General features: G+C 40.9%; 12 protein-coding genes. 2 read left to right on the top strand and 10 right to left on the bottom strand.

The window, feature by feature from the left end:
* Positions 1-197: 197 nt before the first annotated feature.
* The 7 genes from GFH30_RS01370 to ompR all read right to left on the bottom strand — a co-directional run bounded on the left by GFH30_RS01370 (position 198) and on the right by ompR (position 7820).
* Complete coding sequence (locus tag GFH30_RS01370) at positions 198-1625, bottom strand: hypothetical protein (protein ID WP_153370440.1); 1428 nt, start codon at positions 1623-1625, stop codon at positions 198-200.
* A gap of 10 nt (positions 1626-1635) precedes the next feature.
* Positions 1636-1815 (bottom strand): hypothetical protein, encoded by a 180-nt coding sequence (locus tag GFH30_RS01375; RefSeq protein ID WP_153370442.1) that lies wholly within the window; start codon positions 1813-1815, stop codon positions 1636-1638.
* A 246-nt stretch (positions 1816-2061) separates the two neighbouring features.
* Complete coding sequence (locus tag GFH30_RS13270; RefSeq protein ID WP_171500980.1) at positions 2062-2238, bottom strand: hypothetical protein; 177 nt, start codon at positions 2236-2238, stop codon at positions 2062-2064.
* A gap of 314 nt (positions 2239-2552) precedes the next feature.
* Entirely contained in the window at positions 2553-3242 is a 690-nt protein-coding gene (locus tag GFH30_RS01380; protein WP_153370444.1) for a DsbA family oxidoreductase, read from the bottom strand.
* A 412-nt stretch (positions 3243-3654) separates the two neighbouring features.
* Positions 3655-5151, bottom strand: a complete 1497-nt coding sequence (locus GFH30_RS01385) for an acetyl-CoA hydrolase/transferase family protein (protein ID WP_153370446.1) — start codon at positions 5149-5151, stop codon at positions 3655-3657.
* A gap of 206 nt (positions 5152-5357) precedes the next feature.
* Positions 5358-6818: an ATP-binding protein gene (locus GFH30_RS01390; RefSeq protein WP_153370448.1), complete on the bottom strand. Its 1461-nt coding sequence runs from the start codon at positions 6816-6818 to the stop codon at positions 5358-5360.
* Between the two features lie 237 nt (positions 6819-7055).
* Positions 7056-7820 (bottom strand): osmolarity response regulator transcription factor OmpR, encoded by a 765-nt coding sequence (ompR, locus tag GFH30_RS01395; protein ID WP_067728073.1) that lies wholly within the window; start codon positions 7818-7820, stop codon positions 7056-7058.
* A gap of 336 nt (positions 7821-8156) precedes the next feature.
* Between ompR and GFH30_RS01400 the strand changes: the two genes are divergently transcribed.
* Both GFH30_RS01400 and GFH30_RS01405 read left to right on the top strand, forming a co-directional pair.
* Positions 8157-10523, top strand: a complete 2367-nt coding sequence (locus tag GFH30_RS01400) for a Tex family protein (RefSeq protein ID WP_153370450.1) — start codon at positions 8157-8159, stop codon at positions 10521-10523.
* A gap of 264 nt (positions 10524-10787) precedes the next feature.
* Complete coding sequence (locus GFH30_RS01405) at positions 10788-12974, top strand: SulP family inorganic anion transporter (RefSeq protein ID WP_153370452.1); 2187 nt, start codon at positions 10788-10790, stop codon at positions 12972-12974.
* A 42-nt stretch (positions 12975-13016) separates the two neighbouring features.
* On the opposite strand, the gene GFH30_RS01410 is transcribed toward GFH30_RS01405, so the two are convergent.
* From GFH30_RS01410 to GFH30_RS01420, 3 genes are all read right to left on the bottom strand, one after another.
* Positions 13017-13328, bottom strand: coding sequence for a hypothetical protein (locus tag GFH30_RS01410; protein ID WP_153370454.1), 312 nt, complete (start codon positions 13326-13328; stop codon positions 13017-13019).
* A gap of 61 nt (positions 13329-13389) precedes the next feature.
* Positions 13390-14469: a patatin-like phospholipase family protein gene (locus GFH30_RS01415; RefSeq protein WP_153370456.1), complete on the bottom strand. Its 1080-nt coding sequence runs from the start codon at positions 14467-14469 to the stop codon at positions 13390-13392.
* Positions 14470-14630: 161 nt separating this feature from the next.
* A complete protein-coding gene (locus GFH30_RS01420; RefSeq protein WP_153370458.1) occupies positions 14631-16250 on the bottom strand; it encodes an ABC1 kinase family protein in 1620 nt (539 codons plus the stop codon).
* Positions 16251-16258: the final 8 nt, after the last annotated feature.

The raw sequence follows: 16258 nt of genomic DNA on the forward strand, positions 1-16258 counted from the left end.
CACTTCAGATTCAGTATCCGCAGCTATGTCAGCATATACTGTGGGCGTTAAACACGTACTACTTACACTGATCAAAGCGACATGAATAAAAAGTCGATGTTTCACGGCGAATGATGTCTCATTTATTATGATGATTACATGGAGTATTTAAATATTCATGTGAATAAATCAAGCAAAAGCTACAAAAAGAACACTAATTAATCAGTAGCTTGGCGTGTAAGTGCATCATATAGATCATAAACAGAAATCGGTTTAGGCATGTTGCTGATTAAAGAATGTATTGTTTGCCAGCTTAAGGTTTTATCCCGTTGCACGATTAAATATGGATAACAGGATTCATTGGGTTGCAAAGCTAAGCGATTTTTACCGTGAATTAAACGTAACTTTTGTCGTTCTTGTAATAATAAAATTGGCGCTGATCGATTAGCAGTTGCTTCCTCAAATAACATATATTTTTGCGTACTCAATAAACTCGCGGGCATATAAGGATAATAAGAAGCGTGCTGCCAAAGCGGTTCAGCGTCATATTGATAGCACTCAAATAAGGATGTAAGACTATTCAATTTGCTTTCTAGTTTATCCCATGCAATATGCTTGATTGAGATCACATACTGATTTTGTTGTTGGCTCAACGCATGAATCGTGTGTTGTGCATGTTCGGCATCAAGTGCCCCAATAAGCACCATATAACCCTTAAATTCCCCTCGAGCATTAAGCTGTTCAGCCAGATAAACAGGACGTGTTTGCCAGTCATCCTCGTGAATGAAATTCAGAAAGACATCTACATGAAATGCTGTGTTTTCAAGATGGGCAAGATCAATGCGATAGAGAGAAGTCTCTTCATTTTCAAAGCATATATCTTCAGAGATCATGCCTTTAATTGTACCAAATTGCACATTTTGAGGTGGGCATAGTTTTACAATGTGCTGCTTTTCATCGTTAGAAATCCGCTCTTCAGTATTCTGGTTTTGATCTAAAGATATAGCTTTAATATCATCGATTTTATCTTTTGTTGCTTCGTCAGGCTGTGTAGAAACGATTTCTGTATTAAGAAGAATATCTGCTGAGGATATTTCAATATTTACATCTGTACTCAGCTGAGAAACACTCGATATTTCAACTTCGGCATCATCTAAGGATAGAACTACAGCAGATGCTTTAAGTGCTGCATCTGTTTTTAAGCACGATGCCTGTCGTTGTTCTTGTAATAGCCAATGATAACTTTGCTCAATATCCGTCCATTCACTAATTAAAGCGGTACGGTTTGGCGCAGGGATCAGCCAGATTTGCCAGCCACGTTTTTGATCGAACAAAAATGCCCAACCAGAATCAGGATATAAATACAGTGCTTTTTCTAAATCATATTCGTCTAAGAAAAAACCACGAAAACTTAAAGCATAGATGCTGTCTGCAACAAATTCATAAGCAGCGACCTCGGGTTGGGTCAGCGTTTTGAACGCTAAATTTTGTTTTTTAAAAATAGGTTCATTGCAGGATTCAAAAATATCCCCGATACGTTTTTTACATCGTGCAACGTCATACAAACTTAAGTTCCGTTGTTCAAGTTGCTGACCAAGCTCGCGTAATTCTTGAATTAATTTTGCCTTTTTTAAAGCATTGATCATGTAAAGGCTCTTATAAATATTTGAGGGCTTTTTCGAGTGCCGAGGCTAAAATAATATTGGTCGCAAGATTAATTAATTTATATTCAGCAGAATGGGGATCGGGATATTGTTCTGCCAGTTGAATTAAATGCTCAATCTGAATCGCATGTGGCGGAATTTTGCCTTGGATTAATGCTTGAAGTTCATTCATGCTCAATTAGCTATAATTAAAAGATTATTATTGATTGAATTATAGGCAAGAAATTTTATAAAAAGCGACTATTTTTTATCGCTAAAATTGCAATATGTTGATGAAAATAGTGAGGCATTTAAACTATAAGATGAGTGCTCTTAGATTAGATATAAGCTCATAAAAAAAACCGAATACTTAGTCGATAAATAACTGGCAAAAAAAATAGGCTGAATAAATCAGCCTATTTGGGAGAGAAACGGAAAATTAAGCCGCTTTTTTAGCCTCTGCTTCTACAGTTTCAGTACTTGCAGTATCAACAGCAGGTGCTTGAACAGTTTGTGATTTAGTTGCAGGGAATTCTGGAATATAAACAATTTGAGCTGTCGCAGTCACAGAAAAAGCCATAACAGTTGCAGCTAAAGCAAATTTAATCGCGTTCATAAGATGACCTTCTAAAGCTATTGTTCAATATATTGAACAGGGGAGATAACAATCTATTTAATGTGAAAAGGATAGCAAAGTTGGTATTTTATAAAATGATCAAATCGGCAACGTTTAAAATTTATTCTATTTTTTTGTTAATAAAATAAATAACTTAGAATAAAAACTCTAATTTATTGTGCATGTTTAGCTGTATTGTTATGACGAAGAAAATAAAAATATTGAGCCGAAGACGTTGAAAGTAGGTTAGATTTTTTTAGACAGAAAGCCAAAAAAAATCCCCATCGAGGATGAGGATTTTTCACACGAAAATTTTACTTTTGCTCAATATCACATGATGTATCATGACATTGATCTGCATCCGCTGCTGTTTGTGGTGCTTCAGCTGCTTTTTCAAAAACCTGTAAGAACACTTCTTTCGGTTGAGCACCTGCAAGTGCAATACGTTGATCAAATACGAAGAAGGGAACACCTGTTACTTTTAGTTGATCACGAGCAACTTCTTGATCGAATTCAACGAAATCTGCATATTCATTTGAATCGAGTAAATCATCCACTTCAACTGGATTTAAACCAATACGTGCAGCAACATCTTCAAGTGTTTCACGTTCACCAATCGGTAAACCTTGGGTCATATAGCTAAAGAATAAAGCTTCTTTTGCTTCATTGCCCAAGCCTTTACTTTGTGCCAAATGAATTAAGCGATGTGCGTTAAAGGTATTGCCTGAGTTTGCACCTTCCCAATTAAATTCAATGCCTTCCGCTTTTGCCATTTCTGCAATATTACGTTGCATATCTTCAACATCAGCTACAGTACGATTATATTTAATGGCTAAGCGTTCTGAGTTAGAGATTTCTTGACGTACGGGTGCTTCAGGATCCAATTGGAAACTGTGCCAATGTACTTCAAGTTCAATACCTGCCTCAGTCGCAGCAGCTTCTAAACGTTTTTTCCCAATATAGCAAAATGGGCAAACCACATCAGACCAAATATCAACGCGCATAGATGTCTCGAAATTTTATGTTGCTTAAATTAATGAGGGCAGGAACTCCAAATTTAAAGTTTAAATTAAAGAACTGGCATAAATAAGTGTCGTTTAGCGAATTTTTAAAATCTGTGAAATCTACTTAAATACCTCAATAAGGATGCTTTTTATGGTGATAGCATGATGTTTTTAAATATGAATTTATAAACAATTAAGATAAAAGATTACGTTTTATGAAGTTTAACGGATCGTCGTGGATGTATAAAAGATGGGCGCTTATTAGTCTGTATTTGTATAAAACAGACTCAACATGACAAGTAAATTAGACAAGAGAAGAAATATGATGATCATGAATAAAATGATAAAGCATAAAAAAACGCCACGAAAGGCGTTTTTTTATGGACTTCAAAGCGAAAGCCAATCAGGGGAATTAACCCGCTAACATATGACCTTTTTCTTCAAAGTTTGCATGCCATTCTAATGCTTCGTGAAGCAGGTGAGGCGTTTGACCACCACGCTCACAAGCGCGTGTGAAGTAATCATTTAACGCATCACGGTACATTGGGTGCGCACAGTTATCAATGATCGCACGTGCACGCTCACGCGGTGCTAAACCACGTAAATCAGCAAGACCTTGTTCTGTAACCAACACATCGACATCATGACCTGTATGGTCAACGTGAGACGCAAATGGAACAACAGACGAGATATCACCGCCTTTGGCAATTGATTTGGTCACGAAGATGGCAATATGTGCATTACGCGCAAAGTCACCTGAACCACCAATACCGTTCATCATTTTGCTACCGCAGACGTGAGTGGAGTTCACGTTACCGTAGATATCGAATTCAAGCGCAGTGTTGATGCCGATAATCCCTAAACGGCGGACAATTTCAGGATGGTTTGAGATTTCTTGTGGACGTAGTACAAGTTTATCTTTGTAGTGTTCAAGGTTGTTAAATACTTTTTCGCCATATTTAGCAGAAAGGGTAATTGAAGAACCTGACGCAAATTTCATTTTACCCGCATCAATTAATTCAAACGTACAGTCTTGAAGAACTTCTGAGTACATGATCAAGTCTTCAAAGTTTGAATCTTTCAAGCCAGTTAATACCGCATTGGCAATTGAACCAATACCTGCTTGTAATGGACCTAAGTTTTTAGGCAAACGGTCTTCAGCCACTTCTTTTTCAAAGAAAGCGATCAAGTGGTTTGCAATGCCTTGAGTTTCATCATCTGGCGCAGTCACAGTTGATGGAGAGTCATGGTATTCATTGTTAAACACGATGCCTACGATTTTTGCAGGATCGATGTTAATCGCTTGAGTACCAATACGCTCATCAACATGAGTCAACGGAATCGCTTGACGTGTTGGACGATAGGTTGGGATATAAATATCGTGTAAGCCTTCAAAAGCAGGGCTTAAGTTGGTGTTGATTTCAACAATTACTTTTTCTGCAAAAATTGCAAAGCTTGCAGAGTTACCAACCGATGTTGTTGGAATAATGCCGCCATCTTCAGTGATTGCAACTGCTTCAATAATCGCAACATCTGGTTTTTTCAATTGTTTGTTACGCATTTGTTCAACGGTTTCAGACAAATGCTGATCGATGAACATTACTTCGCCTTTGTTAATGGCTTTACGTAGTGTGTTGTCTACTTGGAATGGGAGACGGCGTGCCAACACACCCGCTTCAGTTAACTGTTTATCTAAGTCGTTACCTAAAGATGCACCTGTAATTAAGGTGATTTTTAATGGGTTTGCTTTGGCTTGTTGCACTAAAGCTAAAGGAACTGCCTTTGCCTCGCCTGCACGCGTAAAGCCACTCATGCCTACAGTCATGCCATCTTTAATGAACTCAGCAGCTTCTGCAGCACTGATCACTTTGTCATGGAGGGAAGCCAAACGTATACGATCTAAAGACATTTCAATTCTCATTAAATTCTTAAACACTGATGCGGATTGTACCGATCAAAAAAAACATTTTGCATACCTGTTAGGCTAAGGTCTAATTTTTTAGCTAAATGAAAGTATAAATTTTCGTGATGTAATTTAACAACATGAAATATAATGAAATTATAAAAAATGAATAATAAATCAACAGAATCAATTGTTTATTTATTAATCTATGCTTAAAAGCGCTCGGTGATTGTTTGGCGGATTTTCTCAAGCTTTGAAGGTGCTGCTTGATCCATCTCTGGTGCAATATGCAGGGGTAGAGAAATAATCGCCTCTAAACCACCTTCTACGCGATTCTGAATGACCAGCTCACCTTGATGAATATCTACGATTCGTTTGACGATGGCTAAGCCTAAACCGCTGCCTTGAATGGTACGTGCCGCATCGCCGCGAACGAAGGGTTGCATCAAGCCTTCGATTTGATCGGCAGGGATGCCTTCACCATGATCTGCAACACTAATCAGTAATTGATCGTCGTGTACATAAGCCGCAAGTTCAATGGGTTCTGCCCCATAACGCTTAGCATTATTGATTAAGTTGCCAATAAGGCGTTTTAAAGACATGCTGCGCGCTTGGATCTTCGGAATCGGTTGAGCATCGAAGCGAATATCAAGTGGTTGGAACTGTTTTACCAATTCTTTCAGTAAGGTATTCACATCGGTGTCTTGTGGTTCTTCATCTGAGCCATCACGCATAAACGAGATAAATTGATTCAAAATCGCATCCATATCTTCGACATCGTAAATCAGACCTTCTTTTAAGAAGTCTTCATCCGGCATCATTTCAGCACTGAGACGAATACGGGTCAAAGGTGTACGTAAGTCATGTGAAATGCCTGCGAGCATCACGCGACGTTCACGCTCGGTTTGCTCAAGCGTATACACCATATGATTAAATGCATGGTTTACCTGACGAATCTCAAGTGGACCATGATTGGTATCTAAATAAGGTGCAGAACCCATCTTACTGTATTTGTTTGATGCTTCTTGTAGACGACGTAAAGGGCGATTGAGCTGACGTACCAGGGTTAGAATAATAATGCCAGCAATAATGGGTGTGCCGAGTAACCATGCCAAAATCAGTTCAGGGCTATAGTTCGCATAGGTTTTTAACGGTTCACGCACCCAATTGCCATGCATTTCAGGGGTTTGAATCCAAATTTGCGGGCTGGGCTTAAATTGGAAATACACTGTTGCCTGATCAATCAGAAGCTCTTTTGCCAGTTTTTCTTCAATTTGATTGGTAAAGAATTCCGCAATGACTTTGTCTTTAACGTTCGGGAATTTCTTCGGGTCGGTCACATATTCAATACCCACACGGTTCTTTAAGAATTGATCAATATCGACTTCTTGATCATTATGAAACATACGTAAATGTGGATTATTAATGATCTCGAGTTCGACTGCTAAGTAACGCGCATGTTGCTGAATTTCAGGTAAGTAAAGCGTCCGCCAAAATAACCACAAAGACATAAAGAGGCTAAACAACACCACAAAAACCACAAGAACAGTCGTGCGCATGGCAGCAGAACGTGGTTTGATTTTGTCTAAGAAGCGTTCGGTACGTGTGCGTTTCTTCTCTGAATAGGTGACAAAATCAGTAAATTCTTGTGGATCGATAGGGTCGAGTTTCACACCAGCTTCCTGTAGGCGCATTGAAATAAGCAGTGTTTTTCTTAGCGGAGTCTTACTGCATGTACCTTCAATTGAAGGAGCTCGTTCTGTTACTTTTTTAAAAAAGTAACACAAAAACTTTGCCATTCGCTGAACTCGTATTGGTTTATACGAGCCTATAAAATGCAGTCTGACTCAAACAGCAGCGAATGGCATTTAGGGACAATAAGTTGTGAGTTATTGTCTTAAAGAGTATTCTTATTCTGCACCATCTGGAACAAAGACATAACCAACACCCCATACGGTTTGAATATAACGGGCACGAGCAGGGTTTTCTTCTACAAGACGACGTAAACGTGATACTTGAACGTCAATTGAGCGTTCCATCGCACCCCATTCACGACCACGTGCAAGGTTCATGAGTTTGTCACGTGTTAATGGTTCACGAGGGTGTTGTACCAAGGCTTTCAAAACCGCAAATTCACCTGTGGTTAAAGTCACCACTTGACCTTCGCGGGTCAAAGTACGAGTCGATAAATCGAGTGACCATGGACCAAAGCTGACCACTTCCATTTGTTGACTTGGTGCACCCGGTACTTCACGGACTTGACGACGCAGTACTGCGCGAATACGAGCGAGTAATTCATTCGGATTAAATGGTTTTGGCAAGTAATCGTCGGCACCTGCTTCTAAGCCTGCAATACGATCCGAGTCGCTACCACGCGCGGTAAGCATAATGATGGGTGTATCAATATTGGATTGGCGTAAACGACGGCAAATACTCAAGCCATCTTCGACAGGTAACATAAAGTCGAGCACGATCAGAGAAAACAGTTCCCGCTGTAAAAGTCGATCCATTTGCGTTGCATCGTGCGCGGTTTTGACCACAAAGCCTTTATCTTCTAAAAAGCGTTGCAGAAGTGTGCGCAGACGAACATCATCATCGACAACCAAAATGCGTTCGACCCGATCGGTTTCGGTATGTACGGCATCCGTTTTTTCAGCTGGTACAACTAAACTCATGAGGTGCTCCTTTATTCTTTATTGTCGTCATATACACAACTAAACGATCCTTTGAGTATACGATTCATTTATATCGATTGACTATGCTCTAAAGCAACAAATATTGCAGTTAAAATCAAGACATTGATACCAAATATATACATGCAGACGATAAAAGTTTCTCATTTTTAAAATGGCGCAATTTGAGTGAGATTTTGTGATTTAATCTGGATTTGTATGCGATCTGTCGCGATGTTCACGAAACTGGCGTTAAATTAATAAAAACAATTGTGGATTTTATGGACTTGGTCTTTATAATCTTGGCTTTCAGTACTTATCCTTGTGGGATCAAACACGATGACTGACTTAGTTCAGCAGTTGGCAAAAGAGATTGCCGTACGTCCAAATCAAGTTGAAGCTGCCATCAAACTTATTGATGAAGGTGCCAGTGTTCCTTTTATTGCACGTTACCGTAAAGAAGTAACGCAGGGCTTAGACGATACGCAACTTCGCCAGCTCGATACACGTTTAGCGTATTTGCGTGACTTGTATGAACGCCGTGATAAAGTGATTGAGTCACTCAAAGAACAAGATAAATTATCAGATGATTTATTGGCTCGCGTAAATGCAGCTGAAACTAAAAATGCCTTAGAAGAAATTTACGCGCCGTACCGTCCAAAACGTACCAGTAAATCATTCAAAGCACGTGAAGCAGGCTTAGGTCCAATTGCAGACAAGATCTTTGCTGAAGCAATTGAGCCAAGTGAAGCTTTAGCTGGTTTTAGCCATGAAGCTTATCCTGATCTTGAAAGCCAACTTGATGCGATTCAACATATTTTAATTGATGAATGGGCGCAAAATATTGCACTCACCACTGAATTAAAAGCGACATTTGCAAAAACTGCGACGTTAAAAAGCGTTGTTGCAAGCGAAGAGAAAAAAGAAGTCGGTAAAAAATTCCGTGATTACTTCGATTTTTCAGAAAGCTTAAACAAAGTACCTTCACATCGTTTACTTGCGATGCTTCGTGGTCGTCAAGAAAATGTATTGGGTCTAAAAGTTGAAGGTGAAGATGATGCACCTTTGGCACGTATTGAAACGGAATACAATTTAGATCAAGCACAGCCACAAGCCCGCCAAGATTTCTTAAAGCAAACTGCGAAATTGTTCTGGCTCGGTAAAGTTCGCCCAAGCATCGAACATTCGTTATTGACTGAAAAACGCTTGGCTGCTGAATCTGAAGCGATGCAAGTCTTTGCTGAAAACTTACGTCATTTGTTGCTTTCTGCACCTGCCGGTGCGCGTACCACTTTGGGTGTTGACCCAGGCATCCGTACTGGCGTGAAATTGGCTGTTGTAAATGCATCTGGTGATGTTTTAGCGCATAGCACGATTTATCCATTTGCACCGAAAGATGATAAAGCCGGTTCTTTAACTGAGCTTGCGCGTTTATGCCGTGAATTCAACGTCGATTTAATCGCGATTGGTAACGGTACAGCAAGCCGCGAAACTGAAAGCTTAGTGGCTGAAATGATGGCTGCGAATAGCGATCTTAAATTGACCCGTGTTTCTGTTTCAGAAGCAGGTGCATCGGTTTATTCAGCATCTGAACTTGCATCTCAAGAATTGCCTGATTTAGACGTTTCCATTCGTGGTGCAGTGTCTATTGCCCGTCGTTTACAAGACCCACTTGCTGAACTTGTGAAGATTGATCCGAAATCGATTGGTGTAGGTCAATATCAACATGACGTGAACCAAGCTGGCTTAGCGCAAACGCTTGAAGCTGTGGTTGAAGACTGTGTGAACTCAGTCGGTGTGGATGTCAATACAGCATCAGCCGCAATTTTGGGTTATATCGCGGGTTTGAACAAATCCATCGCGCAACAAATTGTTGAATTCCGTAAAGAGCATGGTCGTTTCGACAACCGACAATCTTTGAAGAAAGTGCCACGTTTAGGCGAGCGTACTTTTGAACAAGCAGCGGGCTTCTTGCGTATTCAAGACGGTTCTGAGCCACTTGATGCATCTGCTGTGCATCCTGAATCTTATGCGTTGGTGTCTAAAATTGTTGAAGCAAAAGCAACAACTGTGAAAGACATCATTGGTAATTCTGAAATTATTCGTCAAGTGAAAGCTGAAGAGTTTGCCGATGAGCAATTCGGTTTGCCAACCATTCAAGATGTATTAAGCGAACTTGAAAAACCGGGTCGCGATCCACGTCCAGAATTCCGTACTGCTAAGTTCCGTGATGACATCACTGAAGTAGCGCAATTGACTGAAGGTTTGACATTAGAAGGCGTTGTCACCAATGTTACTAACTTTGGTGCATTCGTGGATGTTGGTGTGCATCAAGATGGTTTAGTGCATATTTCTGAACTTGCAAATACCTTTGTTTCTGATCCGCATAAAGTCGTGAAACCCGGTCAAATTGTACAAGTGCGTGTATTGAACGTTGATGCTGAACGTAATCGTGTGAATTTGTCGATGCGTCCTGAAGGTTCTGTTGCACCTGCAAAAGCGCCACGTCAACCACGTCGTGACCAAGCTGCTGCGCAAAATACTGAGTCGCGCGGTGAACGTAAGCCACAAGGCAAACGTCCACAGCAAGCACGTCCGCAAGGTGAGCGTCCTCAAGGCAAGAAACCTAACCAAAAACCACAAGAGCAAAAAATTGGTGGTTTAGGTGCATTGTTGCTTCAAGCAGGGATTAAAGGTTCAAAGTAATCTTTAAGCTCAAATAAAAAAACCTCCCAATTGGGAGGTTTTTTTATTTGAGCTTAAAATATGAAGCATCGGCAGCCTAGCAAAGCTACAGCATTGCCTACGAAAAAAATATAAAAATAGTGTAAAAGTCACACAAAATCACAAGTAAAGCCCACTTTCAATCAGATGGATTGTCCGACAATATTTGCGAGCTGAACTTCTTATTTATAACTACGCAGCATAACGACAAATTTTTATATCTATCACTTGGATAACGGTTTACTTATGGCTTTTACATTTGATTCAAAAAAAATTCATTTTAAAGATTTACTCTCGGGCATGGTGGTCTTCCTGGTTGCATTACCACTCTGTTTAGGCATTGCATTAGCATCAGGCGCACCGATTATCGCTGGCATTATTTCCGGTATTGTCGGTGGTCTACTGGTGGGATTTCTCAGTGGCTCACACATTAGTGTGGCGGGACCTGCCGCAGGATTAACTGCGGTCATTTTGGTTCAATTGGATCTATTAGGCGGCAATTATGCCGCTTTTTTATTGTGTGTGATTTTTGCTGGACTGATACAAATTGCCTTTGGTTTATTTCGACTGGGTTTTTTCGCAAACTTTATTCCAAGTAATGTCATCTTAGGACTCTTGGCAGCGATTGGTCTCATTTTGATTTTAGGGCAAATCCAGTACTTATTTGGTCTCAATCATTTTACTTGGCAAGATGTAATGCAAGGTGTAGGTGAACCTATCACTTGGGATAAAGGTTCAAGTATTATCGGGATATTTAGCTTACTGTTTATGCTGATTTGGGATCAGACGCGCTTTAAAACGGGGCTGCTGCCTTCGGCCTTGGTCGTGGTAGTGTTGGCGGTGCTTTTAAATATTGGTTTGCAATATATGGCACCCGATTGGGCGGTTAGAGCGCAGCATCTCATTCAACTTCCTGATATATGGCAGAATCCCAATCAATTCTTTATGTTCCCAGATTGGCAGCAATTGACCAACCCCGCGATCTATACGGGTGCAATGACACTTGCCGTTGTTGCATCTTTAGAGACCTTACTGAATTTGGAAGCGGCGGACAAATTAGATCCGGCTAAACGTTCATCACCACCCAATCGTGAACTTTGGGCGCAAGGGGTGGGGAATATGGTTTCAGGTGCTATTGGTGGTATGCCATTAACATCGGTCATTGTTCGTAGTTCTGTGAATGCCAGTGCCGGTGCCAAAACTAAAAACTCAACGATTTTTCATGGGCTATTGTTATTGCTCGCTGTACTGCTTTTTGTGCCGCTGATGAATATGATCCCACTGGCAGCCTTGGCAGCCATTTTAATTTTAACTGGTTTTAAGCTGACGCATCCGAAGCTATACACACAGCTATATGCCAAAGGTTGGAAACAATTTTTACCGTTCATTGTAACCATTATTGCCATTTTAGTGACCGATTTATTGGTCGGTATTTTAATTGGATTAGCTGTTAGTGCTGCTTTTATTTTATATGGCAATTTTAACAAAGGCATCAAAATTTACCGAGAGCATCATTTGCATGGGGTGATTACGCGCTTGGAATTACCTTCACAAGTGAGTTTTTTAAATCGTTCTGCATTGATTTCAGCACTGGCACATATTCATCGTGGTGAGCATGTAGTCATTGATGCGACTCAAGTCGATGATATGGATGCTGATATTTTCCAACTCATTCAAGAATTTCAACAAGAAACCGCACCGCAGCGTGGTATTGAGGTGAAATTGGTCGGATTTAAGTCGCATTATATGGATGCCAAAGAAACTATTTTAGACATTGATATTAGTACCGCAGCGCTGCAAAAACGCTTAACCCCACAAGAGATTTTGACACTGTTAAAAGCAGGCAATGCGCGTTTTATGAAAAATGAACGCCTTCAGCGAGATATTTACCGTCAGCTACGTGTAACCGCTGAAGATGGTCAGCATCCGATTGCCGCTGTACTGGGCTGTATGGACTCACGTGCACCGACAGAAATGATTTTTGATGTGGGAATTGGTGATTTGTTTAGCTTACGTATTGCAGGCAATATTGCAGGGCAGAAAGTGTTGGGTTCGCTTGAATTTGCTTGCCAAGCCAAAGGTGCGAAAGTCATTATTGTCTTAGGACATACCGATTGCGGTGCAGTCACCAGTGCTTGCCAGTTACATTTAGCAGGACAATCTGTACAAAGTTTAAAAGCCATGCCTCATATTCAGTATGTACTCGGTCCCTTAAATGAATCAGTGGATTGCGTCGCGAAAATGATGCAACCTGCGCAAATGACAGCTGCATTTATTGAGCAAGTGACACAAATGAATGTGCATAACAATATTCGTTATATCTTGCAGCAAAGCAGCGTGCTATGCGATTTGGTCGAACGTGGCGAAATTCTGATTGTTGGTGCGGTATATGATGTCAAAACCGGACAAGTCAATTTTTTAGGTGAAAGCTAATCAATCAAAAAGATCAGCGAATGAACGCTGATCTTTTTCAACTTAGAGATTAGGCACAATCCAACTGGTAATGATCAGTAAAATACCCAAATGACCCAATTTACGCGTCACATAAACGAGCTTTGACGGTTTTTGTTCAAGTTGCTGAGCATATTCTTGCATGCTCACGCCTTGCTTACCACGGTTTACGTATAAGAACACTGCTAAGTCGATACAGATGAGAATCGTACCCACATCTGCCACCAATTCCATCATTTCGAATTGTTGGGTATATAAATCCATAGCCACGCTATACACCACATATAACCCAAATGCTAAACATGCATATTGCAGGGCAACTAACAACTTCTGCATAAATTTCAATCGCTCAAATAATTCATTTCATTATACAAATAAGTTAGGTCAACACACGCAATTACAAGGCTTGCATGACCTCAGCAAAGTGTTGCTTTTCCACTAATTCTAAAAACTCATCACCTAAGCGCTGACTTTCCGCAATGCTTTGCTTCCAGAGCTTAATTCTTTGATGTTGATCTAAACCTTTTAACGTAAAGTCCTTACGATCGGGCAGACGACCTAAAGGCAAGCTACGTAAATATTCAGAAGATGGCGAAAGTAACACAGTGCGCGTTTGATGATCTGGATGTGCCGTGCGTTTAAATAACTTGTCGAACCAACCCGGTGTAATTGAATCGGTGAAGTGTGGATAGAGCACAATGCCTTTGCTTGGGAAGGGTAGATCAATATGGTAGTCGATTAAGCCACCATCGCGATAACTGCCTTGTGGGGCATCTGGAATATTCTGTACTGCAGACATAACACCAGGAATGGAGGCTGAAGCCATGAGCCAAGCACTGACATTGGTTTCAGTCAATTCTTGATAATGGGTTTGAAATGCATCGTCTGGTATTTTAAATTGTTGACCTAAACTTGGCTGGCTAATGACCCGTTGCATAAAATGACGGCTATGCTTACGTGCCACAGCGGTTGCACCCACAATCCCTGCAATGGATGCCAGTAAAGGCAAGGCTTTATCACTTTGGAACATATGCTGAGCTTTGACCGATAAAACCGCAAGATGATAATTGGGGTGATTAACCACATGTGGCGCTCGATCGCCAATTAAAGCCAATAACATGTCGCGGCAGACATCACTCACATCTTGGCGTGTCATTTTTTTGTGAAATGATAAATGGGTATAAAGTTCGGCTAAGCGTTCTGTACCTTGTTTAGCACCATGCGCTGCAATACTGGCAAAACGCCAACTGCCGATAGACGAGCCAATAAGCGTACGTCGCTGCGGGCAACGTTCAAAAAAATCAGCGAAAATAGCTTGGTCCAAGCCTTGAATCCCAATCCCTTTAGGGCCACCAGCAGCACCGGGCACAATATCAACCTGTTCAGGTTGCAAACCTTCTTTCAAAATCAAATCGCGGGCAAGATGACCTGCACGAATGGTCAAGGCAGGTGGATGTCGTTGCAATATTTGAGTCATTGGGTATCAAGCTTTTTTAAGATAGGGCTATTTTAAAGTGCTTTTGACAAGACCCAATGGCGGGAAAGATCCAAATGTGACTTCAAGGTCATATGAAAAAGCACCAAAACGACGAAATATAAAAAAGCCTGAATATTCAGGCTTTTTTTGATTCATGATATTTATTTCATAACGCGCCAAATAGCGAGAATACTGGTCAATATAATCAGTAACGTAGCCACATACCAAGGTGCAACCACAGCAATCGCTAATAGAATCGCCATGATACTGCCGAACATCCAACTACGTTTCTGCTGATGCTCCATTTGTAGACGCATGCTTTGCAGCTCGTTCAATTGTTTAGCATGCCACGCAGACTGGTTTTTCAAGCCATTTAAGCTATCAATGAGTAAAGTTGGTAAATCCTGTGCACCTAAAAGTAAATCAGGGATTTTTTGTCCGAGTTCTTTTAAATTTTTCTGCGGATTCATTTGCGCTTTAATCCAATCGGTAAGGATTGGTTTTGCCAAACTCCAAATATCCAGTTCAGGATATAAATCTGTCCCTAAACCTTCTACATGCACCAATGTTTTCAGCAACAACATGAGTTGCGGTGGAATTTCCAAATGGAAACGACGTGCAATATCCATGACCTGAATTAAGATGCCCGCAAAATCCAATTCATGCATCGGTTTCGATACCATTGGACCGACCGTGCGACGCATTTCACGTGCTAAGGCATCTTGGTCTGTTCCCGGTGGAATCCAACCCGCTTGATGCACAATCTGAATCAGCTGCATAAAGTCGCTGTTCATGACCGCAAGCAGCATACGTGCAACAGTCATCTGATCATGTTTAGACAGCTCACCCATAATCGCACAATCAAGCGCAATGAAACGTGGATTACTTGGATTAATGGTTTCGACAAAGACATTGCCAGGATGCATATCCGCATGGAAGAAGTTGTCGCGGAAGACTTGTGTAAAGAAGATGGTTAAACCTTTCTTCGCCAAATCTGCACGGTCCATGCCTAAACGGTCAAAGGTCTCCACATCTGAAATGGGTACACCCGTAATGCGTTCAGCAACTAAGACATCTTTGCTGTCCATATAAATTTCAGGCACATACATCATACTTGAGCCAGTGAAATTGTGGCGCATTAAACGCGTATTTTCAGCTTCCAGAGTGAGATCAAGTTCATTCAGAATAATCTGACGATAGTCTTGAATAATCTCATTCAGATGTAAGGCACGTGCTGCTTCAATGCGTTTTTCAAGCGCATGACCAAGCCACGCCAAAATTTCAAAATCTTGTAAAATTTGGCTGCGAATATTCGGGCGGGTGACTTTAACCACCACTTCGCGACCATCATGCAGTGCAGCGGTATGCACTTGTGCAATGGATGCGGCAGCAAGTGGTTGTGCATCAAAACGTGCAAATAAAGTATTTACATCAGCTTTTAATGATTCCTGAATACGCATACGCGCGACATCATTATCAAAAGGTTTTACCCGATCTTGTAATAAGACCAATTGTTGTAAAACTTCAGGTGGAATCAAATCACGACGTGTCGATAAAAGCTGACCGAGCTTAATGGCAAGGGGTCCCATTTCCTCTAAAGCTTCTTTTAGCTTCAGTGGATTTTTACGCTCCTTACTTGACCAAGCCGCGGGATGCATGCGAATGAGTGCTAATGCATGACGCGCTTTTTCAGGTAATTCATCCGCAGGAAACAACGTGTCGAGTCTATAGTGCGCGGCAATGCGCCAAAGTTCGAGTAAACGTGAAACGTGCGGAATCATAATGGGGC

Origin of the sequence: Acinetobacter wanghuae (assembly GCF_009557235.1) — a bacterium.
Lineage (GTDB): Bacteria > Pseudomonadota > Gammaproteobacteria > Pseudomonadales > Moraxellaceae > Acinetobacter > Acinetobacter wanghuae.

Bases quoted from the DNA above. Each gene is read 5' to 3' on its own strand.
- GFH30_RS01370 (WP_153370440.1), bottom strand. From the start codon at position 1,625: ATGATCAATGCTTTAAAAAAGGCAAAATTAATTCAAGAATTACGCGAG.
- GFH30_RS01375 (WP_153370442.1), bottom strand. From the start codon at position 1,815: ATGAATGAACTTCAAGCATTAATCCAAGGCAAAATTCCGCCACATGCG.
- GFH30_RS13270 (WP_171500980.1), bottom strand. From the start codon at position 2,238: ATGAACGCGATTAAATTTGCTTTAGCTGCAACTGTTATGGCTTTTTCT.
- GFH30_RS01380 (WP_153370444.1), bottom strand. From the start codon at position 3,242: ATGCGCGTTGATATTTGGTCTGATGTGGTTTGCCCATTTTGCTATATT.
- GFH30_RS01385 (WP_153370446.1), bottom strand. From the start codon at position 5,151: ATGTCTTTAGATCGTATACGTTTGGCTTCCCTCCATGACAAAGTGATC.
- ompR (WP_067728073.1), bottom strand. From the start codon at position 7,820: ATGAGTTTAGTTGTACCAGCTGAAAAAACGGATGCCGTACATACCGAA.
- GFH30_RS01400 (WP_153370450.1), top strand. From the start codon at position 8,157: ATGACTGACTTAGTTCAGCAGTTGGCAAAAGAGATTGCCGTACGTCCA.
- GFH30_RS01405 (WP_153370452.1), top strand. From the start codon at position 10,788: ATGGCTTTTACATTTGATTCAAAAAAAATTCATTTTAAAGATTTACTC.
- GFH30_RS01410 (WP_153370454.1), bottom strand. From the start codon at position 13,328: ATGCAGAAGTTGTTAGTTGCCCTGCAATATGCATGTTTAGCATTTGGG.
- GFH30_RS01415 (WP_153370456.1), bottom strand. From the start codon at position 14,469: ATGACTCAAATATTGCAACGACATCCACCTGCCTTGACCATTCGTGCA.
- GFH30_RS01420 (WP_153370458.1), bottom strand. From the start codon at position 16,250: ATGATTCCGCACGTTTCACGTTTACTCGAACTTTGGCGCATTGCCGCG.